The sequence below is a fragment of the Streptomyces sp. NPDC048664 genome, assembly GCF_040650555.1.
GTDB lineage: Bacteria > Actinomycetota > Actinomycetes > Streptomycetales > Streptomycetaceae > Streptomyces.
Map to the genome: position 1 here is coordinate 149,061 of NZ_JBEZHK010000006.1, position 20,012 is coordinate 169,072.

Here is a 20,012-nt window from a genome sequence, read left to right on the forward strand (position 1 = left end):
TTTCCGGGGTGTCGTCAACATAGCCACACCCAGGTCGCGCAAGTCCAGCCCTATCCGGCGCAATCTCTCACGGCAGAAATGCCGCTGGAAATCGAGTCGGCGCGGGCGGTGCGAAAACGGTAGGGCACGATCGGCGGTTGACCAAATAGTTGCCCCGCATCCAGAGCCAGAAGGATCACATCGGGAAGCCGTTGACGTCCTGCGAGTGACGAAGCTACAACACAACACCCCACGTCAGAGAGGGTCTCTGGTGCCGGGTCCCGTTCGGGGATCCGGCCTTGCGCAGCACCCCGACCGCCTCGCTCACCGATTGAGCGCGACGCAACATAGCCGACGATCGGCGGTTATCCAAACCGCCGAATGCACGCTACAAATGGAGCTATGGCAGCACGATCTCTGGAAATAGGACCCGCAGGATTGACGGTGGCCCGCACCATCGAAAACCTCCGCATCGAACGCGGCCTTGGGCAGCGCCAACTCGCAGCCCGCTGCAGCGCTTTGGGTCGCCCTATGTCCAACACGATGCTGTCCCGCATCGAACTCGCCAAGCGGCGATGCGATATCGACGACCTCGTCGCCATCGCCGCAGCCCTACAGGTGTCGCCAGCCGCCCTCCTCCAAGGGCCGGGCGCCGCCTGAGCCGCCCACGCAGCCCTCCCCGACTTCCCGACCAGGAGCCGCCCCCTTGCACCGATCCGCGCCCGCGCCCGTCCCCCACAGGCCGTCCGACGCCCCTCCGCCCCGCCTCTACCGCCCCGAGGAGATCGCCGACACCCTCGGATGCTCGGCCTGGTGGGTCAAGGACCGCGCGCGACGGCACCTGATACCGCACACCCGGGTCGGCCGTGCCTACCGCTTCACCGCCGAGCATCTCGCCGAGATCATCCGCCTCTACGAGCAGCGGCCGGCCCAGCCCGCACCGGCAGCCGCACGGGCGACCGAGCTGTTCTCCGAGCCCGGTACGCAGACCGGCGCCGCGCAACCTCGCCGCCCTGTCGTTGCTCCGGCCACCCGGCTACGAGCCCGCCCACCGCGTCGACAGCAGCAGTACGGCACTGTCGCGTGACCCGATCCAATCTGCCGTAGCCGAGGACAACGAAGAGGGGGACAGCGGAACTTGGGTTTCGCGGAGAAGCGCGGAAACTACTGGCGCGGCCGGTACAAAGTCGCGCCCGGCAAGCACAACACGGTCGTCGACGACAACGGCAAGGCGATCAGGTTCGCCACCAAGGGCGAGGCCCAACGGGCAGCGGCCGAGGCCGAGAACAAGTACCGTCGCGGCGACTGGCGCGACCCGGCCCTCGGCCAGGAGACCTTCGGCGAGTACGCGAACCGCTGGTACGAGGCCCAGGACCTGGCCGCCTCCACCATGCAGAACTACAAGCGCCACATCGAGGAGCATCTCCTCCCCGAGTTCGAGGACAAGGCGCTCGCCGGCATCCTGCGCACGGACGTCGACCTGTGGGAGAAGAAGGAGAAGGCCCTCTATGCCGCTTCCAGCGTCAAGACCTGGCGCTCGACGCTCCACCTGATCTTCGAGGACGCGATCGACGAGGGCCTGATCACGTCCAACCCGGCTGCCCGGCGGCGCGGACGGGGCAAACGCGCCGGCCGCTCCCGAGACCGTGGTCCGGAGAAGGTGGTCACCGACGCGCTCGGCATCCTGCTGACCGCCGAGCGCGCTGCCCTGCTCTCCGGCCGTGACGACGAGTTCGTCGCCGTGGTCCTCAAGGGGTACACCGGCATGCGCTGGGGCGAGATCGTCGGCCTGGAGACCGCGTTCGTCCGCCCGGGAGCCGTCCGCGTCGAGTGGCAGCTGTACGAGCTCGACACGGGGGAGCTGGTGCGCTGCCCGCCGAAGGACGACAGCTACCGCACCATCGACTCGATGGACTGGCTGTCCGCGCTGGTCGCCAACCACATCGCCCGCCCAAGGCCCAAGCCGTGCCCCTGCCACGGCAAGACCTACGTCTTCCGAGGACAGGGCGCGGCCCGGACAGGCGGCCACCAGGGCGCGAAGCTCGTCGACGTCGCCCGTCGTGCCGGCGTCTCGAGCGGCACGGTGTCCAACGTCCTCAACCACCCCGAACGCGTCACCGAGACCACGCGATGGAAGGTCGAGCAGGCCATCACGGACCTCCGGTTCGTCCGGGGCGGCGTCGTACCGGAGCATGCCGCCCACTGGCGCAGGAACGGTTTCGCTACCTGGCTCTTCACACCGGCGGTCTCCGGCTGGTACCCGAAGAAGGCACCACAGGAGCCACGGCCGGTGCCCCTGCTCGGCGAGCCTTGGCCCGGCGTCCCGGCCCGGGGACGGGGTGCGAGTGATCGGGCTGACGCCTGCTGGCTCCCGATAGCCAAGGGGCTCACGCCCCACGGCCTTCGCCACACCCACCGGACGATGATGGAGGACCTGGGCACCGAGAAGGTGCTCATGGACGAACGCATGGGCCACATCGACGGCTCGGTCTCAGCACGCTATGCCCACGTCACTCCAGGCATGCGCAAGCGCCTCATGCAGGGGCTGACCGAGCAGTGGGAGGCAGCACTCGACGCACGTTTGACCATGAGTGCCACGTCACCAGTGCGCGTGCTGAGTGATCTCCTGCGGGCACGCGAGGTGTCACGGGTGCCCGCCAAGTCGTAACAAGCAAAGTGCTGTGCCCTCCGGCGACCACTGCCGGAGGGCACAGCCATATCCCGATGCCTCCGCGAGGCCGCGTCAACTCGGTGTGATTGCCACACTCCAGCAGTTACGACGATTGCCCCGTAACGGGGCCAACGGACCTGGCTCAATAGGTACATGGAGATTGGCGAGCACTGGGCATACCGAGCGAGGCCGAAGGAGCTGGGCAGCCCTGTCAGGCAGGTGGAGATCGTCCGGGTGGGCGGCCGTGGCAGATCTGACTGGGTCCATGTCCGGTTCCTGGAAGGCGATGACGCCGGCCTGCAGGAATGGGTCAGTCCCGGCTGCCTGGTAGCACCCTGGCCAGACGTCGACGCGTTCCGCGCGGATGACGAGGCAGAGCTCAGACTGACCGAGGCGTCACGCCACGTACGGGGCAGTACGGATTTCGAAGCCGCGCGCCTGATCCTCGGGTTCGTCCGGCCGAAGAACAGGCTGCGCCTCCGCCGAGGGGTGGCAGACGCGGGAGTTATGGAACTGAGCCGACTCGACGAGACAGCGCCGCTCATCGGCATGGACGCCACCGCGCTCCGCAGTGACCCGATGGTGCACGAGAACCGTGCCGGCATGTGCCTGGCCGGCTGGCCGGTCACCGAACGCGTCGCCCGTCAGGTAGCGGGCCGCCTCGCCGACGAGATCCTCCCGGAGGTGGACCGCAAGCAGCAGGACATCGAGCAAGAGCGCGCACAGCCCTCCTGGTACTCGTACCGTCGTCGGGACGACCGCAAGTTGGATGCGGAGGCGGCCGTCCTGCGGACCGTCCGGGCGTGGTGCGGCGAGGACAAGGCTGAGCGCTACGACGAGCTGGTCGCACTGCGCGAAGAGGTCATCCGGCTCGGCCAGCTGGTGGAGAAGGCGGTCAAGGCCCTACGTGACCGTGGGCACGGCGTCATCGCCTCCACCATTGAGCGCGACCTTGGCGTCCATATCGCCACCCTTGATCCTGACGTGCGTCGATAGAGCCGCGCCACGGCTCCGGGGTCGGCTTCGGCGGCTCGGGCCGTGCCGCAGGCTGTTCCCTCTCAGGCCGGTGCGGGTGCCAGCCGCCGAGAAAGGGCCGTAGCTGATCTCCCGTCGGCTCCGCGTGGAAGTCGAGAACGGCCAGGCCCCTGCCGTTCATGGTGGGGTCCAGCCGGTCGGCCTCCGCCTTCCCCCAAGCCGACCACTGTCGCAGCCTCTCGGCTTCGACGGCGTCGTCCGATGTGGCGGCGGCTTCGTCCAGAGCGACGCAGAACACCCGGATCTCCCCAGCCACCTTCCACTGCTCCAGGGCTGTGCCGAAGTGCTCCGCCCGTAGGGCGTAAACCGCCTTGATCGAGGCGGCACTGACGGCGGACTCCCACTCCCGCCTCTCGCGCTCCTCCCGCTCCGCCTCCAGACGCCGACGCTCCGCCTCCTGCCGCTCCCGCTCCTCTCGCAGGCGTCGCTGCTCCGCCTCCCGTTCCAGCCGAGCCCGCTCCTGCTCCTCCGCGCGCGCCTTCAGCGCCCGGAACACCGAACCGACCTGCTCCTCCAACGGCTTCTTGGCGGTGTCGGCCCATTCCTTCTTCCAGCCGTAGCTGTGGCCGTAGCCGTAGCCCGAGTGCTGGCTGATCAGCAGTTCCAGCTCGCCGGATGGCTCGAACCTGTGCGCCGGCGTCACCCGCTGCCAGTCGTACGTACGTCGGCCCGGCTGCTTGGGCACGTACCGGACCTGCTTCTGCCGTTCGCGGAAGCCGACCTCGTACGTCCTGCCGTGAACGGTGAGCAGGGGCCTGGGCTGCTTGCGCTTCTTGGACACCGTGATCTCGCCGTGGCGGGCGAGTGCCTGCTCGGCGAGGAGCCGGAGAAGCGAGAGGACTCGCGGCAGGACCTCCTCCGAGATCTCGAAGGCGCTGTGGTCCGCAGCGACAGCGGCGATCACGTCCTCGATATCGCTGATCACCCGGCTGCGCGCCAGCCGGATCCGGTTCCACTCGGTGTCGTCCTCACCCGACACCCTGAGTAGACCGAGGAAGAAGTCCCCTTTCGCCCGGCCGCTGTACTTCAGGTGGTACCCCTCGGGCGCACACTGCCGGGCTGCGTCGAAGGCCCTGCGGTAGCGGGCTCGCTCCTGGTCGCTGGGGTTCGGGATCCGGAGGAACCGCCCAGCCTGCTGTACTTCCGCGATCAAGGCGGCTCCGATTTCCGCCGGCGACGCCTGTGGGGACTTGGCGGTGCGTTGCGGCGCCGGCTTCGTCGTGGACGGAGTCGTATCTTGCTTCTGGGGAGGAGGGGCAGGCCGTGTCCGTTGCTCGGAACCCGCCGACCGCTGCTTGCGAGGCGCCGGTTCCGGCCGGTCTGGGTGATGGCCGTGTTCCAGGTAGAAGCGCCCCGCGTCAGTGATCTCCGCCTGCCACTTCCCATCCTGCTTGGGCATGGTGATCAGACGCCGCTCCTTGAGCGCGCGGGCGGTGAGAGCGAACTCTGGGCTGTCCGACGTGACGGGGTCGGCTCCGTCCCCGATGCGGGTGAGGAGCGCGAGCTGCCGGTCGTTTAACGGAGACCATCGGTGCATGGCGATCGTCGTACCGCCTGTGATCAGCCTCGCACAACCGTAGGGATGACCCTTTCCCAGCGTGAGCGGCAAAGAGCGGGCTGGACGGCGGACGGCCGCTCGCTGGGAGCCACCGGGAGCCGGTTTCTGGAAGTTGGCTCCCAAACGGCTCCCAAAACGGGGCCACAAAGCAAATCAGGCCCGGCGCTGATCTCTCAGCACTGGGCCTGACCTGGTGTTTCTCTGTCGGGGTGGCGGGATTTGAACCCACGACCTCTTCGTCCCGAACGAAGCGCGCTGCCAAGCTGCGCTACACCCCGATGTCGCTGCTGTCGCGGCGACGACGTTTACTTTAGCCCACCGGTGGCTAGAGACGAAATCCGGTTTTCGAGCGGCGGCGGGTGGGGTCCGGCCGGATGTGGTCGAGGGCCACCAGGAGGACGGCCACGGTGAAGAACGCCAGGCCGACGAGGAGGGCGTTGGCGAGGACGCTCCGGTAGCCGAGGCGCTCCACGTCCAGGAAGGGGTAGAGGTAGCGGCCCCCCTTGCCCGGGGGGATCAGTTCGCCGCGTACGAAGGTGAGGGCCAGGTAGGCCATGGGGTACAGCAGCCACAGCTTTGCGTGCCGCAGGGACAGGGGTGCCGGGCGGGTCAGCAGGAGCCAGTCCAGCAGGGCGGCGATCGGCACCAGGGTGTGCATGACCTGGTTGGCGAGCGCGGGCCAGCCCGTGGGGGCGTCGGGGTGGCCGGTCATCGACAGGGTGCCGGGCTCGTTCACCAGGAGCACGTGATACACGAGGGCCGCGATCAGGGTGTAGAAGAGCGTGCCGCCGGTCACCAGCGCGGGCAGCGGGCGGCGGGCTGAGCCGGCTCGCAGGGCCGACAGGGTGAAGACCAGTGCGGCGAGCACGTTCGCCTGGATCGTGAAGAAGGTCAGCACCCGGACCGGGCTGCCGAGGAGCAGGTCGACGGACACCGACGCCCCTGCCGCCGCCGCGACCAGCAGGCGGTAGGTGGCGGCCACGGGACGGTACGCGGGAGCCATCACTGCGGCGGAAGGGACGACGCCCGGCCGCAGCCTCGGACCGCCCGGCACTGCCGGGAGGTCCGGGATCTCCTTGGGTATCGGCGAGGTCATGCCCTCACGCTAAGCGGATGGGGCAGATCGGGCGATATGGGTGGTCCGGGCGGGTTAACGGCGAGGTGGTCGACGGCGGTCGACGGGCGGACGGGTCCTCGCCGGGCGTACTACTTCGTGTTCAGTGCTCCTTGCTCACGAGAGTCAGCAGCGTCGCCTCCGGCGGGCAGGCGAAGCGCACCGGCGTGTAGCGGCTCGTCCCGCAGCCCGCCGACACGTGCAGATACGAGGTCCGCCCCTGCGACGCGTGCCGTGACAGGCCCTTCACCCGGTCCGTGTCCAGGTCGCAGTTGGTGACCAGCGCGCCGTAGAAGGGGATGCAGAGCTGGCCGCCGTGGGTGTGGCCCGCCAGGATCAGCGGATAGCCGTCCGCCGTGAAGGCGTCCAGGCTGCGCAGGTAGGGCGCGTGGACGACGCCCATCGAGAAGTCCGCCGAAGGGGACGGGCCGCCCGCCACGCGCATGTACCGGTCGCGCTTGATGTGCGGGTCGTCCAGGCCCGTCAGCTCGATCTCCAGGCCGTCGATCTTCAGGGATCCCCGGGTGTTCGTCAGGTTGCGCCAGCCCGCCGCGTCGAAGCCGTCCCGCAGGTCCTCCCAGGGGTTGTGGATGGCGTCCTCCACGGGAGGATTGCCGTTCAGTCCGTGACTGCCCCGCACCTTCTCCACCAGGTAGCGCCCGGGGTTGCGCAGCCGGGGGCCGTAGTAGTCGTTGGAGCCGAAGACGTAGGCACCCGGGAACTGCATCAGCGGGCCCAGGGCGTCCAGCACCTCCGGCACGCCCTCCGGGTCGGACAGGTTGTCACCGGTGTTGATCACGAAGTCCGGGCGCAGGCTCGCCAGCGAGCGCAGCCAGCGCTGCTTCTTGCGCTGGCCGCGCACCATGTGGATGTCGGAGACCTGGAGCACCCGCAGCGGGCGCGTCCCCGGCGGCAGCACCGGGACCGTCACCCGGCGCAGTCGGAAGGAACGGACCTCGATCCCGGCCGAGTACAGCAGTCCGGTGGCGGCAACCGCCGTGATTCCCAGGGGTACTCCGTATCGCGCGCGCATACGACCATCGTGTCAGAACAAGAGGACGCCTCCGTTCACCTGTGGACAACCCTGGGGCCGCGGGGAAATACGCGGGCGACCGCCGTGCCGCACCTGTCACAATCAGTGCCATGACCACGCTCAAGTCGAAGCTGCAGGAAGACCTCAACGCCGCGATCAAGGAGCGCGACGAGCTCCGCTCCTCGACGCTCCGGCTGACCCTCGCCGCCATCACCAAGGAGGAGGTCGCGGGCAAGGAGAAGCGCGAACTCTCCGACGAGGAGGTCACCAAGGTGATCACTCGTGAGGCGAAGAAGAGGCGCGAGGCGGCCGACGCGTTCGCCCAGGGCGGGCGCCCCGAGCAGGCCGAGCGGGAGACGGCGGAGGGCGAGCTGCTCGCCGCGTACCTGCCCAAGCAGCTGTCCGACGACGAGCTGCGGCAGATCGTCGGCCAGGCGGTCGAGGAGGCCAGGGCCGCCGGGGCCGAGGGGCCGCGCGCCATGGGCCAGGTCATGAAGATCGTCAACCCGAAGGTGGCCGGCCTCGCGGAGGGCGGCCGGGTCGCCGCCGTGGTCAAGCAGCTCCTCGCGGGCGGCTGACCGGAAGGTCCAGGGCCGGTCCACGGCCGGCCCGTCTGGTCCGTCGTGCATACGGCGATGGGGGCGCCCCTCTTCGGAGGGGCGCCCCCATCGCCGTAGTGCCTGGGCGGCCTGGGTGCGGGCTAGCGGGTCGGGCCGCCGTTCCCGTTCCTGCCGCCGTTCCCGTTGCCTTGGGTCCAGCCCTGCGGGAGGCCGGGCTTGGACGGCGTGCCGCCGTTCGGTGACCCGGCGGTTCCGCCGGCGGTCAGGCCGCCGAGCAGGCCACCCGTGGTCAGGCCGCCATGGCCGCCGCCCTTGCCGGGCTTGCGTCCATGGCCCTTTCCGTCGTCCCAGCCCCCGTCGTCGCCGTAGTCCCCGTCGTTTCGGTGGTCAGGGATGTCGACGTAGTTGAAGTCCTCGACCGGCTGGCCCTGCAGGGCCCCCGACATCATGTCGCGCCAGATCGGGCCCGGTACCTGGCCGCCGTAGACCTTGGCGTAGGAGTTGCCGCCGATGGAGACGTCGATCATCTGCCGCTTGTGCGCCGGATCGCCGACCCAGACGGCACCCGCCATGTTCGGCGTGTATCCGACGAACCAGGCCGCGTAGCGGAAGTCCGTCGTACCGGTCTTGCCGGCGCTGGGTCGGCTGCCGAGACCGGCCTCCGTGCCCGTGCCGTCCTCGACCACGCCCTGCAGGATGGTGTTCATCGTGTCGGCGGTGTCCTGCGACATCGCGCGCGTGCACGTCGACTTCGGGACGGGCAGCGACTTCCTCTGGTTGCCGATGGTCTGCGTGATGGACTCGATGGCGACCGGCGTGCAGTACGTGCCGCGATCCGCGAAGGTGGCGTACGCGCTCGCCATGGTCAGCGGCGACATCTCCTGGGTGCCGAGCGCGATCGAGGGGGCCTGGGCCAACTTCGCCCCGTCTGCGCGGTTCACCCCCATCTTCTTCGCCATGTCGATGACCGGGCAGATGCCGATGTCGTTGATCAGCTGCACGTAGTAGGTGTTGACCGACTTCGCGGTCGCCTCCTTCATGCCGTACGGGCCGCGCTCCGACTCGTCCTCGTTCGTGAGCGTGGTGCCGTCCGTGTTGACCCAGGTCTTGCCGTCGCAGATCGAGACCGGGCTCGGGTACGGCATCTCGTACGGCGACGAGTACTCCTGGGTCGCCGACATGCCGCCTTCGATGGCCGCGGCGGCCACGATCGGCTTGAAGGTCGAACCGGGCTGGTAGCCGGCGCCGCCCCCCATGGACCGGTCCACCGACAGGTTTATCTGCGTCTCGTTCGGGCCGAAGCCGTAGGGACGGGACTGGCCCATGGCCAGGATCTTGCCGGTGCCCGGTTGGACGATGGTCGCGGCCGTGGCCACGTCGTCACTCTTGTAGACGTGTTCCCTGATCGACGTCTGCGCCGATTCCTGCGCCTGCGGGTCCAACGTCGTACGGATGGTCAGGCCGCCCTGGTTCCAGACCTTCGACCGGTCCGCGCGGGTCTTGCCGAAGACCGGGTTGTTCAGGAACACCTCGCGGACGTAGTCGCAGAAGAAGCCCGCGCCCTTCACCGCCGTGATGCAGCCGTTCTTCGGCTGGCTGACGTGCAGTCCCAGATCGGTCTTCTTGGCCTTGTCGGCGTCCGCCTGCGAGACGTCGTGCATGTCGGCCATGCGCTGCAGCACCACGTCGCGCCGCTTCTTGGCCTCTGCCTCGTCGTTCACCGGGTCGTAGCGCGTCGGCGACTGGACCAGGCCCGCGAGCAGCGCGGACTCCTGGAGGTTGAGGTCCTTGGCGTGCTTGGAGAAGTACCGTTCGGCGGCCGCCTCGACGCCGTAGGCCTGCTGACCGAAGAACGTGATGTTCAGATAGTTCTCGAGGATCTTCTTCTTGCCGAGCTTCTCCTCGAGCTGGATGGCGTACTTCAGCTCGCGGACCTTGCGGCCGAGTGTCTGCTGAGTGGCCTGGGCGACCTTGGTCGGGTCGTCGCCGGCCTCCTCCACGAAGTAGTTCTTGACCAGCTGCTGCGTGAGCGTGGAGGCGCCCTGGGCCACGCCGCCGCTCTGCGCGTTCTGGTTCACCGCGCGCAGAACGCCCTTCAGGTCGATCGCCCCGTGCTCGTAGAACCGGGAGTCCTCGATGGCGACGATCGCCTTCTGCATGTACGGCGAGATGTCCTTGAGGTCCACCACGGTGCGGTCACGTGAGTAGACCGAGGCGATCTGGCCGCCCTGGTCGTCCAGGATGGTGGTGCGCTGACTGAGCTGGGGGCTCTGCAGGGTGGACGGTATGTCGTCGAATCCCTGGACCGAGCCCTTCGCGGCGAGCCCGAGCGCTCCGGCGGCGGGCAGCGCGATGCCGGCCATCACCGCCCCCGCGAGCACACTCACGCCGAGGAACTTGGCGGCCTGCTGCACGGGGGACAGTCCCCCGCCCGAGCGCTTCTTTGGCATGAGGGCAGCCTAATCCGTAGTGATGAGCGTTCCGTAGGAGCGGGTGCTTCTCGGAATGTTCGAGTATCGGGCGGTGACCTCGCGAGGAGGTGACGACCGCGACACGAGGTGCCTACGTTCTCATTTCCCGGACAGGCGTGAAGGCGTTGGCCTAAGCTGATCCCACTGTCACAGCCGCAGGGCCACGTATCAAGTACGTCCGGCGACCCCGAATCGTTCGGAGCTTCCCAGGGTTGGTGTGGGATGCGTGCCCGAATCCACCTCATGTGTCAGTGGGCGTCCCTTGTGGCGCAGGTGAAGTGCCCGCGTTCGTCCCTGAAGTCGCACATGTCGCCAGCTCACTCCCCTGGGTGATCTGCCGCTTACCCATAGTCCGTTCGGGCCATTCAAGATTGGGCCCGAAGGGGGTGTTGCGCTGTGCCCGCCTTCCGTAACGTCCTCAACTGGCGGCGGTGAATATGCCGCTGCCGCCGTGGGGGAGCCTCGATTCGGGAGAGGACGGCGCCGGTATGGGCTGGGTAACCGACTGGAGTGCGCAGGCGGCCTGCCGCACTACCGATCCGGATGAACTGTTCGTTCAAGGAGCAGCGCAGAACAGGGCGAAGGCGGTGTGCACCGGATGTCCGGTACGCACGGAGTGCCTGGCCGACGCGCTGGACAACCGCGTCGAGTTCGGCGTGTGGGGAGGGATGACGGAGCGGGAGCGCCGCGCACTGCTCCGGAGGCGGCCCACTGTCACCTCGTGGCGACACCTGCTGGAGACCGCGCGTACGGAGTACGAGCGTGGGGCGGGGCTGCTGCCCCTCGACGAGGAAGAGGCGTACGAGGACTTCGCGGCAGTGGGCTGACATGAGCTGAGCGCGACGAGCGGACGGGCGTGCCACGGCGGAGTGGATGATGCGCTGCCGTGGCGGTGAAGGCAGGCGCCCGCGATCGGGCCTGCCGGGGCGTCCCTCATGGCCTCTCGCGGAGCCCTCGTACGACCTCGTGTCGCGGTGCCCTTCGGCGTGGCCGCGGCCACGCCTACGCCTCGCGGTCCCCGGCCTGCTCAAGGGGCTCGGTTCGCTCGACGGGTTCGGCGTGCTCGGGCTCGGGCCGGGGCATGGGTTCGGTGGCCGCGAGGCGGGTGCCGATGTCGCGCAATCCCGAGAGGTCGTGGACGTCGGCGGGGAGCGCGGCCACCTCCGTCACGGCCACCTCTGGGTGACGTGCGGTGAAGCGGTCGCGCGTGCGCTGCTCGCGGGAGAGCAGTCGCATACGTTCCGCGTGCAGTCTCAGCAGGCCTGCGGTGAGGTGCTCGACGCTTCGGTCCTGGTCCGGGGTGGCGGGGGAGCCTGGGCCGGGGCCAGTCGCTTCGGATGAAGAAGATTCGGAACTGTCGTACGTGTCGGGAGAGTTACGATTTACAGCTTTCCCGGCCCGCTGATCCACAATGCGAGGCTCCTCAAGATTTTCCGCGGCGGCCAGCGCCCGCTCGGCCGACAGGCGGTCCGCGTCGCTGCCGTGCACCCGGTTCAGCACCAGACCCGCCAGCGGCATGTCCTCGGCGGCGAGCCGCTCCACGAAGTAGGCCGCCTCGCGCAGCGCGTCCCGCTCCGGCGCCGCGACCACCAGGAACGCCGTGCCCGGCGCCTGGAGCAGCTTGTACGTCGCGTCCGCGCGGGTGCGGAACCCGCCGAACATGGTGTCCATGGCGGCCACGAACGTCTGTACGTCCTTCAGGAGCTGCCCTCCGAGGACCTTGCCCAGGACCCCCGTCATCATCGACATCCCGACGTTCAGGAACCGCATTCCGGCGCGACCGCCGACCTTCGCCGGCGCCATCAGGACGCGGATCAGCTTCCCGTCCAGGAAGGAGCCCAACCGCTTGGGGGCGTCCAGGAAGTCGAGCGCCGAGCGCGAGGGCGGGGTGTCCACGATGATGAGGTCCCACTCGTCCCGAGCCCTCAGCTGCCCCAGCTTCTCCATCGCCATGTACTCCTGCGTGCCCGCGAAGCCGGCCGAGAGCGACTGGTAGAAGGGATTGCCGAGGATGGCCGCCGCCCGCTCGGGGTCCGCGTGGCCTTCGACGATCTCGTCGAAGGTGCGCTTCATGTCGAGCATCATGGCGTGCAGTTCGCCGCCAGAGCCCTCCTCGATGCCCTTCACCCGGCGCGGGGTGTTGTCGAGCGCGTCGATGCCCATGGACTGGGCGAGCCTGCGGGCCGGGTCGATGGTGAGGACGACGACCTTGCGGCCACGCTCGGCCGCGCGCAGCCCGAGAGCCGCCGCCGTGGTCGTCTTGCCGACACCGCCCGAGCCGCAGCACACGACGATACGGGTCTTCGGATCGTCCAGGAGCGGGTCGATCTCCAGGACGGGCAGGTGCTTCAACGCGCGCGTGCCCGTGCCCCCGATGTCGTGGCCGTCGTGAGGGTGTGCCGTGTCCGGTGCGAAGGTCCTGTCGTCGTGCGTGGAGGTCGGGTCCGAGCTCATGAGATCCCTTGCTGACGCAGTTCCGTGGCCAGTTCGTACAGGCCCGCCAGGTCCATCCCCTCGGCGAGCAGCGGAAGTTCATGGAGCGGCAGCCCCAGGTCGGCGAGCACGGCGCGCTGCTCCCCCTCCAGGGCGAAACGCTCGGCGTATTCACCGGCCTGCCGAAGCAGCGGGTCCACCAGCCGCTCCGCCAGCCCGCCGCGGCGCGCGCCACCGAGCCCCGCGCCCGACAACGCCTTGGCGACCGCCGTACGCGGCACCTCGTACGCGAGGTCCAGCTCCGACCGGGTGAGAACCTCCGGCCGCACCATGTTGACGATGACCCGGCCCACCGGAAGCTTCGCGGCGCGCAGCTCGGCGATCCCGTCCGCCGTCTCCTGGACCGGCATCTCCTCCAGGAGGGTGACCAGGTGCACGGCCGTCTCCTGGGACTTCAGCACCCGCATCACGGCCTGGGCCTGATTGTGTATCGGGCCGATCCTGGCCAGGCCCGCGACCTCGTCGTTCACGTTCAGGAAGCGCGTGATGCGCCCGGTGGGAGGCGCGTCCATCACCACGTAGTCGTACGTGAACCGGCCGTTCCGCTCCTTCCTGCGGACGGCCTCGCACGCCTTCCCGGTCAGCAGCACGTCCCTGAGACCGGGGGCGATGGTGGTGGCGAAGTCGATCGCGCCGAGCTTCTTCAGGGCCCTGCCCGCGCCCCCCAGTTTGTAGAACATCTGGAGGTAGTCCAGCAGGGCGAGCTCGGGATCGATCGCGAGCGCGTAGACCTCGCCGCCGCCCGGCGCGACCGCGATCTTCCGTTCTTCGTAGGGCAGCGCGTCCGTCTCGAAGAGCTGCGCGATGCCCTGTCTGCCCTCGACCTCGACGAGGAGGGTGCGTTTGCCCTCGGTCGCGAGGGCGAGCGCGAGTGATGCGGCGACCGTGGTCTTTCCGGTCCCGCCCTTGCCGCTGACGACCTGGAGCCTGCTCACGTCCACGAGCCTAACCAGTTCCCGCGCGACCCACGCGGGAGGCTGTGGACAACCTGTGCCGCGCTCGGCCTCACGGCACCGCCCGTCGGGCCGTGACCGGCCGCGTGACCTGGCCGCCGCAGCGGCTACAGTCGCCCCATGACCAAGTGGGAATACGCGACTGTGCCGCTGCTCGTCCACGCAACGAAGCAGATTCTGGACACCTGGGGCGAGGACGGCTGGGAGCTCGTCCAGGTCGTGCCCGGGCCGAACAACCCCGAGCAGCTGGTGGCCTACCTGAAGCGGGAGAGGCAGGCATGAGCGCCGTCGAGTCCCGGCTGGCCGAACTGGGCCTGACCCTCCCGGAGGTCGTACCGCCCCTGGCCGCCTACCAGCCGGCCGTGCGGTCCGGCGTGTACGTCTACACCGCGGGCCAGCTCCCGATGGTGGAGGGCAAGCTTCCGGTCACCGGCAAGGTGGGCGCCGAGGTCACCGCGGAGGAGGCGAAGGAACTCGCCCGCACCTGCGCGCTGAACGCGCTCGCCGCGGTCAAGTCCGTGACGGGTGACCTGGACCGCATCGCGCGTGTGGTGAAGGTCGTCGGCTTCGTGGCGTCCGCGTCGGACTTCACCGGACAGCCGGGTGTCATCAACGGCGCCAGCGAGCTGCTGGGCGAGGTCCTCGGCGACAAGGGCGTGCACGCGCGGAGCGCGGTCGGCGTGGCGGTGCTTCCGCTGGACGCGCCGGTCGAGGTGGAGATCCAGGTGGAGCTGACGCAGGCGTAGGCGTGGTTCGTCCGCGAGGGAGCCGCGTGGCGGTCGGCCGTCACGTCCGGAGCCCCGGGGCCGGCTGTTTCGGCTCCCTGGGGCGGCCTCAGGGCGTCGCCGATCGGATCGGCGACGCACGGGCCGGCCATCGGTCGCGTCGCGCACCGGGTAGGCCCCATGGCTTCACCGGCCATGGCTCTACCGACATGGCTCTACCGACCATGACTCTGCCGAACGGCCGGGGCCGGATTCCCGGTCCGGGGCGGATGCCCGGGGAGAGCCCGCCGCCCAGGGCTTTTGATGATCACTGCCCCTCGAACATCCGCCCGCCAGGGGATAGCCTCCGCCCATGGCGAATGGGCAGTGGTTTCCACCGGAGTGGCCAGAGCGGATCCGCGCGCTCGCGGAAGGCACGCTGACCCCGGTGGTCCCGAAACGGGCGGCCACCGTCATGCTCCTGCGGGACACCGACGGCACGCCCGACGTCCACATGCTGCGCAGACGCACCTCCATGGCGTTCGCCGGGGGCGCGTACGCCTACCCGGGTGGCGGAGTCGACCCGCGCGACGACGACCTCAGGATCGGCTGGGCGGGCCCCACGCGCGCGTGGTGGGCTGACCGCCTCGACGTCGACGAGACGTCCGCCCAGGCGATCGTCTGCGCCGCCGTGCGGGAGACGTACGAGGAGGCCGGTGTCCTGCTGGCCGGTCCGACCCCCGAGACGGTCGTCGGGGACACCACCGGAGCGGACTGGGAGGCCGACCGCGCGGCACTGGTCGCCCGCGATCTGTCCTTCGCCGAGTTCCTCGACCGCCGCGGACTGGTCCTGCGCTCCGACCTGCTCGGCGCCTGGACCCGCTGGATCACCCCCGAGTTCGAGCCCCGCCGCTACGACACCTGGTTCTTCGTGGCCGCGCTCCCCGAGGGGCAGCGCACCCGCAACGCCTCCACGGAGGCCGACCGCACGGTCTGGATCAGCCCGGCGCGGGCGGCTGCCTCGTACGACAAGGGCGAGCTGCTGATGATGCCGCCCACCATCGCGACCTTGCGCCAGCTGGCCCCCTACGCCACCGCCGCCGAGGCGCTGACGGCCGCGCCCGGCCGCGATCTCACCCCGGTGCTGGCCACGGCCCGCCTCCAGGACGGCGAGGTCGTCCTGTCCTGGCCGGGGCACGACGAGTTCACCAAGCACATCCCGACAGGGGGAGCGTCCGCATGACCGACGCCGCGGCCCTTCCCGGCCAGCCGCGCGGCGGGGTCCTCTCGGGACCCGCCACCGAGCGCGCCGCCAACGTCCTCGCCCCCAACGCGTCGGCGATGACGCTCGACGGCACCAACACCTGGATCGTCTCCGAGCCGGACTCGGAGCTGGCCGTGGTGATCGACCCCGGCCCGCTCGACGAGGGACATCTGCGCCAGGTGATCGCGACGGCGGAGAAGTCCGGCAAGCGGGTGGCGCTCACGCTGCTCACCCACGGCCATCCCGACCACGCGGAGGGCGCGGCCCGGTTCGCCGGGCTGACCGGCACCAAGGTGCGCGCCCTGGACCCCGCCCTCCGGCTCGGCGACGAGGGCCTCGGACACGGCGACGTGGTCACGGTCGGCGGCCTGGAGCTGCGTGTCGTGCCGACGCCGGGCCACACCGCCGACTCCCTGTGCTTCCATCTCCCGGCCGACCGGGCCGTCCTGACCGGGGACACCGTCCTCGGGCGCGGTACGACCGTCGTGGCCCACCCAGACGGTCGTCTGGGGGACTACCTGGACTCCCTGCGCCGCCTCAGGTCGCTCACGGTGGACGACGGCGTCCACACCGTGCTGCCCGGCCACGGACCCGTGCTCGACGACGCACAGGGCGCCGTCGAGTTCTACCTCGCCCACCGCGCCCACCGACTCGCCCAGGTCGAGACGGCGGTCGAGAACGGACATCGCACGGCGGACGGGATCGTGGCCCATGTGTACGCCGACGTGGACCGCTCGCTGTGGCCCGCGGCCGAACTGTCGGTACGGGCGCAGTTGGAGTACCTGAGCGAGCACGGGCTGATCTGAGCACCCGGGGCGCCGGAGCCTGCGGTCCCCGCCGCGGCGGACAGGGCACCGAACGCGTGGTCGCACACCCGACGGCGGCCGAGAACGCTGTGGCGGTCGCCGTGGCCGTCGCCACCGTGGTGCGGTGCGGCGGGCGGCAGCCGGTCGCGGTGCGTCGTCCGTCGCCCACGGGGTGCGAGTCCGGGGTCGGCGCGGTGTTCGCTCGTACGCACGACGGTGTTCGCGGCCCGCCGCACCCATGGCACCCACCCGCGTGCACAGGAAGAGCCCCACCGCATGGTGGGGCTCTTCCTGTGCACGGGGTGCTACCGGGAGCGCTTAGCGAGCCTCTCGACGTCCAGAAGGATCACGGCGCGCGCCTCCAGGCGCAGCCAGCCGCGGCCGGCGAAGTCCGCCAGCGCCTTGTTGACCGTCTCGCGGGACGCGCCGACCAGCTGGGCCAGCTCCTCCTGCGTGAGGTCGTGCACCACGTGGATGCCTTCCTCGGACTGCACGCCGAACCGCCGCGAGAGGTCCAGCAGCGCCCGCGCAACACGGCCGGGTACGTCGGAGAAGACCAGGTCGGACATCTGGTCGTTGGTCTTGCGCAGGCGCCGGGCGACGGCGCGCAGCAGTGCCGCGGCCACCTCGGGACGCGCGTTCAGCCACGGCTGGAGGTCGCCGTGGCCAAGGCCCAGCAGCTTGACCTCGGTCAGCGCGGTGGCCGTCGCCGTGCGCGGGCCCGGGTCGAACAGCGACAGCTCGCCGATCAGCTCGCCGGGGCCCAGGACCGCGAGCATGTTCTCGCGGCCGTCGGGGGAAGTGCGGTGAAGCTTGACCTTGCCATCCATGACCACGTACAGGCGGTCACCGGGATCGCCCTCGTGGAACAGCGAGTCGCCGCGGGCGAGGGTCACCTCACTCATGGAGGCGCGGAGCTCCGCGGCCTGCTCGTCATCGAGCGCCGCGAAGAGCGGGGCGCGCCGCAGAACGTCGTCCACGAGTTTCTCCTTGTCGACCTGCTCAGGGGATCTTGCTCCCCCGTCATACCAGGGGACCGTGTTCCCCATTTTGCCGGACGGTCCAAACAGTGTGATCTGTCACAAGGATGCCGCACCGGTGTGCCGGGGTACGAGGCAGGGGTCCGATCAGGGCTCGGTCCGCGGGCTCCGGGGCGGATGTCGGTGCCTGGCTTTAGGCTGGCCGGGTGTCCAAAACGCCGGTGGGAGCGCAGGCCGAGGGGGCTGAGCGGATGGTTGTACGGCGCGATTCCGCTGTGGGCGAACACGGCCCCGGCGGCGGAAGGAAAACGGCAAAGGTGGCGAAGGCGGCACCCGAGGGAGCGGCGGGGAATCCGCCCGCTCGAACGCCGGCGGCGACGACGGCGAAGAGGGCGGCAGTGACGAAAGCGGCGGCGACGAGGAATGCGGTGACGGTGAAGAGGGCGGCTGCGAAGAAGAAGGCGGCGCCCGAGAAGCCCGCCGCCAAGTCCGCCGAGGCCGTCGAGAAGGCGCCTGCGAAGAAGGCCGCCAAGGCCGCCGCAAAGCCCTTCGGCGCCGAGTCGCGCACCGCCCTCGTCCGCCGGGCCCGGCGTATCGACCGTGAGCTTGCCGAGGTGTATCCGTACGCCCATCCGGAACTCGACTTCGAGAACCCCTTCCAGCTGATCGTCGCCACCGTCCTGTCCGCGCAGACGACCGACCTGCGGGTGAACCAGACGACCCCGGCGCTCTTCGCCAGGTACCCGACCCCCGAGGACCTCGCCGCGGCCAACCCGGAGGAGGTCGAGGAGATCCTGCGCCCGACCGGCTTCTTCCGGGCCAAGACCAAGTCGGTGATCGGCCTCTCCAAGGCCTTGGTGGAGCGGTTCGCGGGCGAGGTGCCCGGCACCGTGGAGGATCTGGTCACCCTGCCCGGGGTCGGCCGCAAGACCGCCTTCGTGGTGATGGGCAACGCCTTCGGACGCCCGGGGATCACCGTCGACACCCACTTCCAGCGCCTTGTCCGCCGCTGGCAGTGGACCGACGAGACGGACCCGGAGAAGATCGAGGCGGCCGTCGGCGCGCTCTTCCCGAAGAGCGACTGGACGATGCTGTCGCACCATGTGATCTTCCACGGCCGCCGGATGTGCCACGCCCGCAAACCGGCCTGCGGCGCCTGCCCGATCGCCCCGCTCTGCCCGGCGTACGGCGAGGGAGAGACCGATCCCGAGAAGGCCAGGAAGCTCCTGAAGTACGAGAAGGGCGGACTCCCCGGGCAGCGGCTCAAGCCGCCGCAGGCCTACCTGGACGCGGGCGGCATCCCGGCGCCGCCGCTGGGGGCCGGATGAGGGGCCGCGGGAGGAGCCGCGTGAGGGGACGGGGCGGGGCCGCCGTGTCCGTCGTCGTGCCCGCCGGGACCGCGTCCGCGCCCTCCGGCACGGCACACCCGCACGAGGGACGTGCGGAACGATCCGGGACCCCGCGGGCGTTGGGATCGACAGAACGGGGGTGTCGATGACACACGCGAGCGATACGGACCGCATGAGCGGCCCTGGCACCGAGGGCGGGCGGCTGCCGCTGAGCAAGGAAGGCCTCCCGGACTGGCTCGACCCGGTCGTACGGGCCGTGGAGACGGTCGAGCCGCTTCAACTCAGCCGCTTCCTGCCGCCCGAGGACGGCGGGGGCCGCCAGTCGGCCGTCCTGATCCTGTTCGGCGAGGGCGAGCGGGGGCCCGAGCTGCTGCTGATGGAGCGCGCCGGTTCACTGCGCTCGCACGCCGGGCAGCCCTCCTTTCCGGGCGGTGCCCTGGACCCGGAGGACGGCGACCCTCGAACCGACGGGCCCCTGCGGGCAGCCCTGCGCGAGGCGGAGGAGGAGACCGGGCTCGACCCGAGCGGCGTGCAGCTGTTCGGCGTGCTCCCGAGGCTCTACATCCCGGTCAGCGGCTTCGTCGTGACCCCCGTCCTCGGCTGGTGGCGCCGCAGAAGCCCGGTGGGCGTCGTCGACCCGAACGAGACGGCGCGGGTGTTCACCGTCCCCGTGGCCGATCTCACGGACCCGGCGAACCGGGCGACGGCCGTGCATCCACGTGGATTCCGGGGCCCGGCATTCCTGGTCGAATCGGCCCTTGTGTGGGGTTTCACGGCCGGAGTCATCGACCGTCTCGTGCACTACGCCGGCTGGGAGCGCCCCTGGGACCGTGACAAGCAGGTCCCGCTCGACTGGCACGCATGACAGGGTTGCCCCCGTGCTCAGTGTTCCCGGGGGATCCCATGCCCCATTGCCGCCGCGTGACGGGCCGAACCACCGCCCGGACGAGGACGACCGCACACCGGACGGCCGGAGCACGGCCGACCCCGGCGCGGTCGGCCGGAACCTGGTCGACCGGAACGTGAAGAGGCGAGGCTCGAA

General features: G+C 70.0%; 19 protein-coding genes and 1 tRNA gene. 12 read left to right on the forward strand and 8 right to left on the reverse strand.

Going from position 1 to position 20,012, the window contains the following annotated elements; all coding sequences use genetic code 11:
* Positions 1 to 381: 381 nt before the first annotated feature.
* The 4 genes from AB0C59_RS09050 (at position 382) to AB0C59_RS09065 (ending at position 3,646) form a co-directional block, all read left to right on the forward strand.
* Entirely contained in the window at positions 382 to 639 is a 258-nt protein-coding gene (locus AB0C59_RS09050; RefSeq protein WP_142218651.1) for a helix-turn-helix transcriptional regulator, read from the forward strand.
* A gap of 46 nt (positions 640 to 685) precedes the next feature.
* Positions 686 to 1,066, forward strand: a complete 381-nt coding sequence (locus AB0C59_RS09055) for a helix-turn-helix domain-containing protein (RefSeq protein ID WP_363002158.1) — start codon at positions 686 to 688, stop codon at positions 1,064 to 1,066.
* A 51-nt stretch (positions 1,067 to 1,117) separates the two neighbouring features.
* Entirely contained in the window at positions 1,118 to 2,647 is a 1,530-nt protein-coding gene (locus AB0C59_RS09060) for a LacI family DNA-binding transcriptional regulator (protein WP_363002160.1), read from the forward strand.
* A gap of 156 nt (positions 2,648 to 2,803) precedes the next feature.
* Complete coding sequence (locus AB0C59_RS09065) at positions 2,804 to 3,646, forward strand: PE-PGRS family protein (protein ID WP_363002162.1); 843 nt, start codon at positions 2,804 to 2,806, stop codon at positions 3,644 to 3,646.
* On the opposite strand, the gene AB0C59_RS09070 is transcribed toward AB0C59_RS09065, so the two are convergent.
* From AB0C59_RS09070 to AB0C59_RS09085, 4 genes are all read right to left on the reverse strand, one after another.
* Positions 3,576 to 4,838 (reverse strand): hypothetical protein, encoded by a 1,263-nt coding sequence (locus tag AB0C59_RS09070; protein WP_363002164.1) that lies wholly within the window; start codon positions 4,836 to 4,838, stop codon positions 3,576 to 3,578. The genes AB0C59_RS09065 and AB0C59_RS09070 overlap by 71 nt on opposite strands.
* Before the next feature lie 609 nt (positions 4,839 to 5,447).
* Positions 5,448 to 5,521 (reverse strand) — tRNA-Pro (locus AB0C59_RS09075).
* Positions 5,522 to 5,568: 47 nt separating this feature from the next.
* A complete protein-coding gene (locus tag AB0C59_RS09080; RefSeq protein ID WP_363002166.1) occupies positions 5,569 to 6,339 on the reverse strand; it encodes a Pr6Pr family membrane protein in 771 nt (256 codons plus the stop codon).
* Positions 6,340 to 6,460: 121 nt separating this feature from the next.
* On the reverse strand, positions 6,461 to 7,390 hold the full coding sequence (locus AB0C59_RS09085) for a metallophosphoesterase (protein WP_363002168.1): 930 nt from the start codon (positions 7,388 to 7,390) through the stop codon (positions 6,461 to 6,463).
* A gap of 110 nt (positions 7,391 to 7,500) precedes the next feature.
* Between AB0C59_RS09085 and AB0C59_RS09090 the strand changes: the two genes are divergently transcribed.
* Entirely contained in the window at positions 7,501 to 7,968 is a 468-nt protein-coding gene (locus AB0C59_RS09090; RefSeq protein ID WP_363002170.1) for a GatB/YqeY domain-containing protein, read from the forward strand.
* Positions 7,969 to 8,090: 122 nt separating this feature from the next.
* On the opposite strand, the gene AB0C59_RS09095 is transcribed toward AB0C59_RS09090, so the two are convergent.
* A complete protein-coding gene (locus tag AB0C59_RS09095) occupies positions 8,091 to 10,400 on the reverse strand; it encodes a transglycosylase domain-containing protein (protein ID WP_363002172.1) in 2,310 nt (769 codons plus the stop codon).
* A 509-nt stretch (positions 10,401 to 10,909) separates the two neighbouring features.
* Between AB0C59_RS09095 and AB0C59_RS09100 the strand changes: the two genes are divergently transcribed.
* A complete protein-coding gene (locus AB0C59_RS09100) occupies positions 10,910 to 11,248 on the forward strand; it encodes a WhiB family transcriptional regulator (protein WP_363002174.1) in 339 nt (112 codons plus the stop codon).
* 175 nt (positions 11,249 to 11,423) lie between these two features.
* Here AB0C59_RS09100 and AB0C59_RS09105 read toward each other — a convergent pair whose 3' ends face one another.
* Together AB0C59_RS09105 and AB0C59_RS09110 are read right to left on the reverse strand one after the other, a co-directional pair.
* Positions 11,424 to 12,875 (reverse strand): ArsA family ATPase, encoded by a 1,452-nt coding sequence (locus AB0C59_RS09105; protein ID WP_363002176.1) that lies wholly within the window; start codon positions 12,873 to 12,875, stop codon positions 11,424 to 11,426.
* Entirely contained in the window at positions 12,872 to 13,849 is a 978-nt protein-coding gene (locus AB0C59_RS09110; protein WP_363002178.1) for an ArsA-related P-loop ATPase, read from the reverse strand. The genes AB0C59_RS09105 and AB0C59_RS09110 overlap by 4 nt, the downstream gene beginning before the upstream one ends.
* A gap of 138 nt (positions 13,850 to 13,987) precedes the next feature.
* Between AB0C59_RS09110 and AB0C59_RS09115 the strand changes: the two genes are divergently transcribed.
* The 4 genes from AB0C59_RS09115 to AB0C59_RS09130 all read left to right on the forward strand — a co-directional run bounded on the left by AB0C59_RS09115 (position 13,988) and on the right by AB0C59_RS09130 (position 16,641).
* Complete coding sequence (locus AB0C59_RS09115; protein ID WP_010986011.1) at positions 13,988 to 14,149, forward strand: DUF4177 domain-containing protein; 162 nt, start codon at positions 13,988 to 13,990, stop codon at positions 14,147 to 14,149.
* A complete protein-coding gene (locus tag AB0C59_RS09120) occupies positions 14,146 to 14,613 on the forward strand; it encodes a RidA family protein (RefSeq protein WP_363002180.1) in 468 nt (155 codons plus the stop codon). The genes AB0C59_RS09115 and AB0C59_RS09120 overlap by 4 nt, the downstream gene beginning before the upstream one ends.
* A 331-nt stretch (positions 14,614 to 14,944) precedes the next feature.
* On the forward strand, positions 14,945 to 15,814 hold the full coding sequence (locus AB0C59_RS09125) for an NUDIX hydrolase (RefSeq protein WP_363002182.1): 870 nt from the start codon (positions 14,945 to 14,947) through the stop codon (positions 15,812 to 15,814).
* Positions 15,811 to 16,641, forward strand: a complete 831-nt coding sequence (locus tag AB0C59_RS09130; RefSeq protein WP_363002184.1) for an MBL fold metallo-hydrolase — start codon at positions 15,811 to 15,813, stop codon at positions 16,639 to 16,641. Before AB0C59_RS09125 ends, AB0C59_RS09130 begins: the two co-directional genes overlap by 4 nt.
* Positions 16,642 to 16,946: 305 nt before the next feature.
* Here AB0C59_RS09130 and AB0C59_RS09135 read toward each other — a convergent pair whose 3' ends face one another.
* Positions 16,947 to 17,621, reverse strand: coding sequence for a Crp/Fnr family transcriptional regulator (locus tag AB0C59_RS09135; RefSeq protein ID WP_359401992.1), 675 nt, complete (start codon positions 17,619 to 17,621; stop codon positions 16,947 to 16,949).
* A 251-nt stretch (positions 17,622 to 17,872) separates the two neighbouring features.
* Here AB0C59_RS09135 and nth point away from each other — a divergent pair, with 251 nt between their 5' ends.
* Positions 17,873 to 18,949, forward strand: a complete 1,077-nt coding sequence (nth, locus tag AB0C59_RS09140) for an endonuclease III (protein ID WP_363002408.1) — start codon at positions 17,873 to 17,875, stop codon at positions 18,947 to 18,949.
* A gap of 193 nt (positions 18,950 to 19,142) precedes the next feature.
* On the forward strand, positions 19,143 to 19,835 hold the full coding sequence (locus tag AB0C59_RS09145; protein ID WP_363002186.1) for a CoA pyrophosphatase: 693 nt from the start codon (positions 19,143 to 19,145) through the stop codon (positions 19,833 to 19,835).
* Positions 19,836 to 20,012 lie beyond the last annotated feature (177 nt).

Bases quoted from the DNA above. Each gene is read 5' to 3' on its own strand.
- AB0C59_RS09090 (WP_363002170.1), top strand. From the start codon at position 7,501: ATGACCACGCTCAAGTCGAAGCTGCAGGAAGACCTCAACGCCGCGATC.
- AB0C59_RS09115 (WP_010986011.1), top strand. From the start codon at position 13,988: ATGACCAAGTGGGAATACGCGACTGTGCCGCTGCTCGTCCACGCAACG.
- AB0C59_RS09095 (WP_363002172.1), bottom strand. From the start codon at position 10,400: ATGCCAAAGAAGCGCTCGGGCGGGGGACTGTCCCCCGTGCAGCAGGCC.
- AB0C59_RS09050 (WP_142218651.1), top strand. From the start codon at position 382: ATGGCAGCACGATCTCTGGAAATAGGACCCGCAGGATTGACGGTGGCC.
- AB0C59_RS09100 (WP_363002174.1), top strand. From the start codon at position 10,910: ATGGGCTGGGTAACCGACTGGAGTGCGCAGGCGGCCTGCCGCACTACC.
- AB0C59_RS09120 (WP_363002180.1), top strand. From the start codon at position 14,146: ATGAGCGCCGTCGAGTCCCGGCTGGCCGAACTGGGCCTGACCCTCCCG.
- AB0C59_RS09065 (WP_363002162.1), top strand. From the start codon at position 2,804: ATGGAGATTGGCGAGCACTGGGCATACCGAGCGAGGCCGAAGGAGCTG.
- AB0C59_RS09125 (WP_363002182.1), top strand. From the start codon at position 14,945: ATGGCGAATGGGCAGTGGTTTCCACCGGAGTGGCCAGAGCGGATCCGC.
- AB0C59_RS09105 (WP_363002176.1), bottom strand. From the start codon at position 12,875: ATGAGCTCGGACCCGACCTCCACGCACGACGACAGGACCTTCGCACCG.
- AB0C59_RS09080 (WP_363002166.1), bottom strand. From the start codon at position 6,339: ATGACCTCGCCGATACCCAAGGAGATCCCGGACCTCCCGGCAGTGCCG.
- AB0C59_RS09085 (WP_363002168.1), bottom strand. From the start codon at position 7,390: ATGCGCGCGCGATACGGAGTACCCCTGGGAATCACGGCGGTTGCCGCC.
- AB0C59_RS09130 (WP_363002184.1), top strand. From the start codon at position 15,811: ATGACCGACGCCGCGGCCCTTCCCGGCCAGCCGCGCGGCGGGGTCCTC.
- AB0C59_RS09145 (WP_363002186.1), top strand. From the start codon at position 19,143: ATGAGCGGCCCTGGCACCGAGGGCGGGCGGCTGCCGCTGAGCAAGGAA.
- nth (WP_363002408.1), top strand. From the start codon at position 17,873: ATGGTTGTACGGCGCGATTCCGCTGTGGGCGAACACGGCCCCGGCGGC.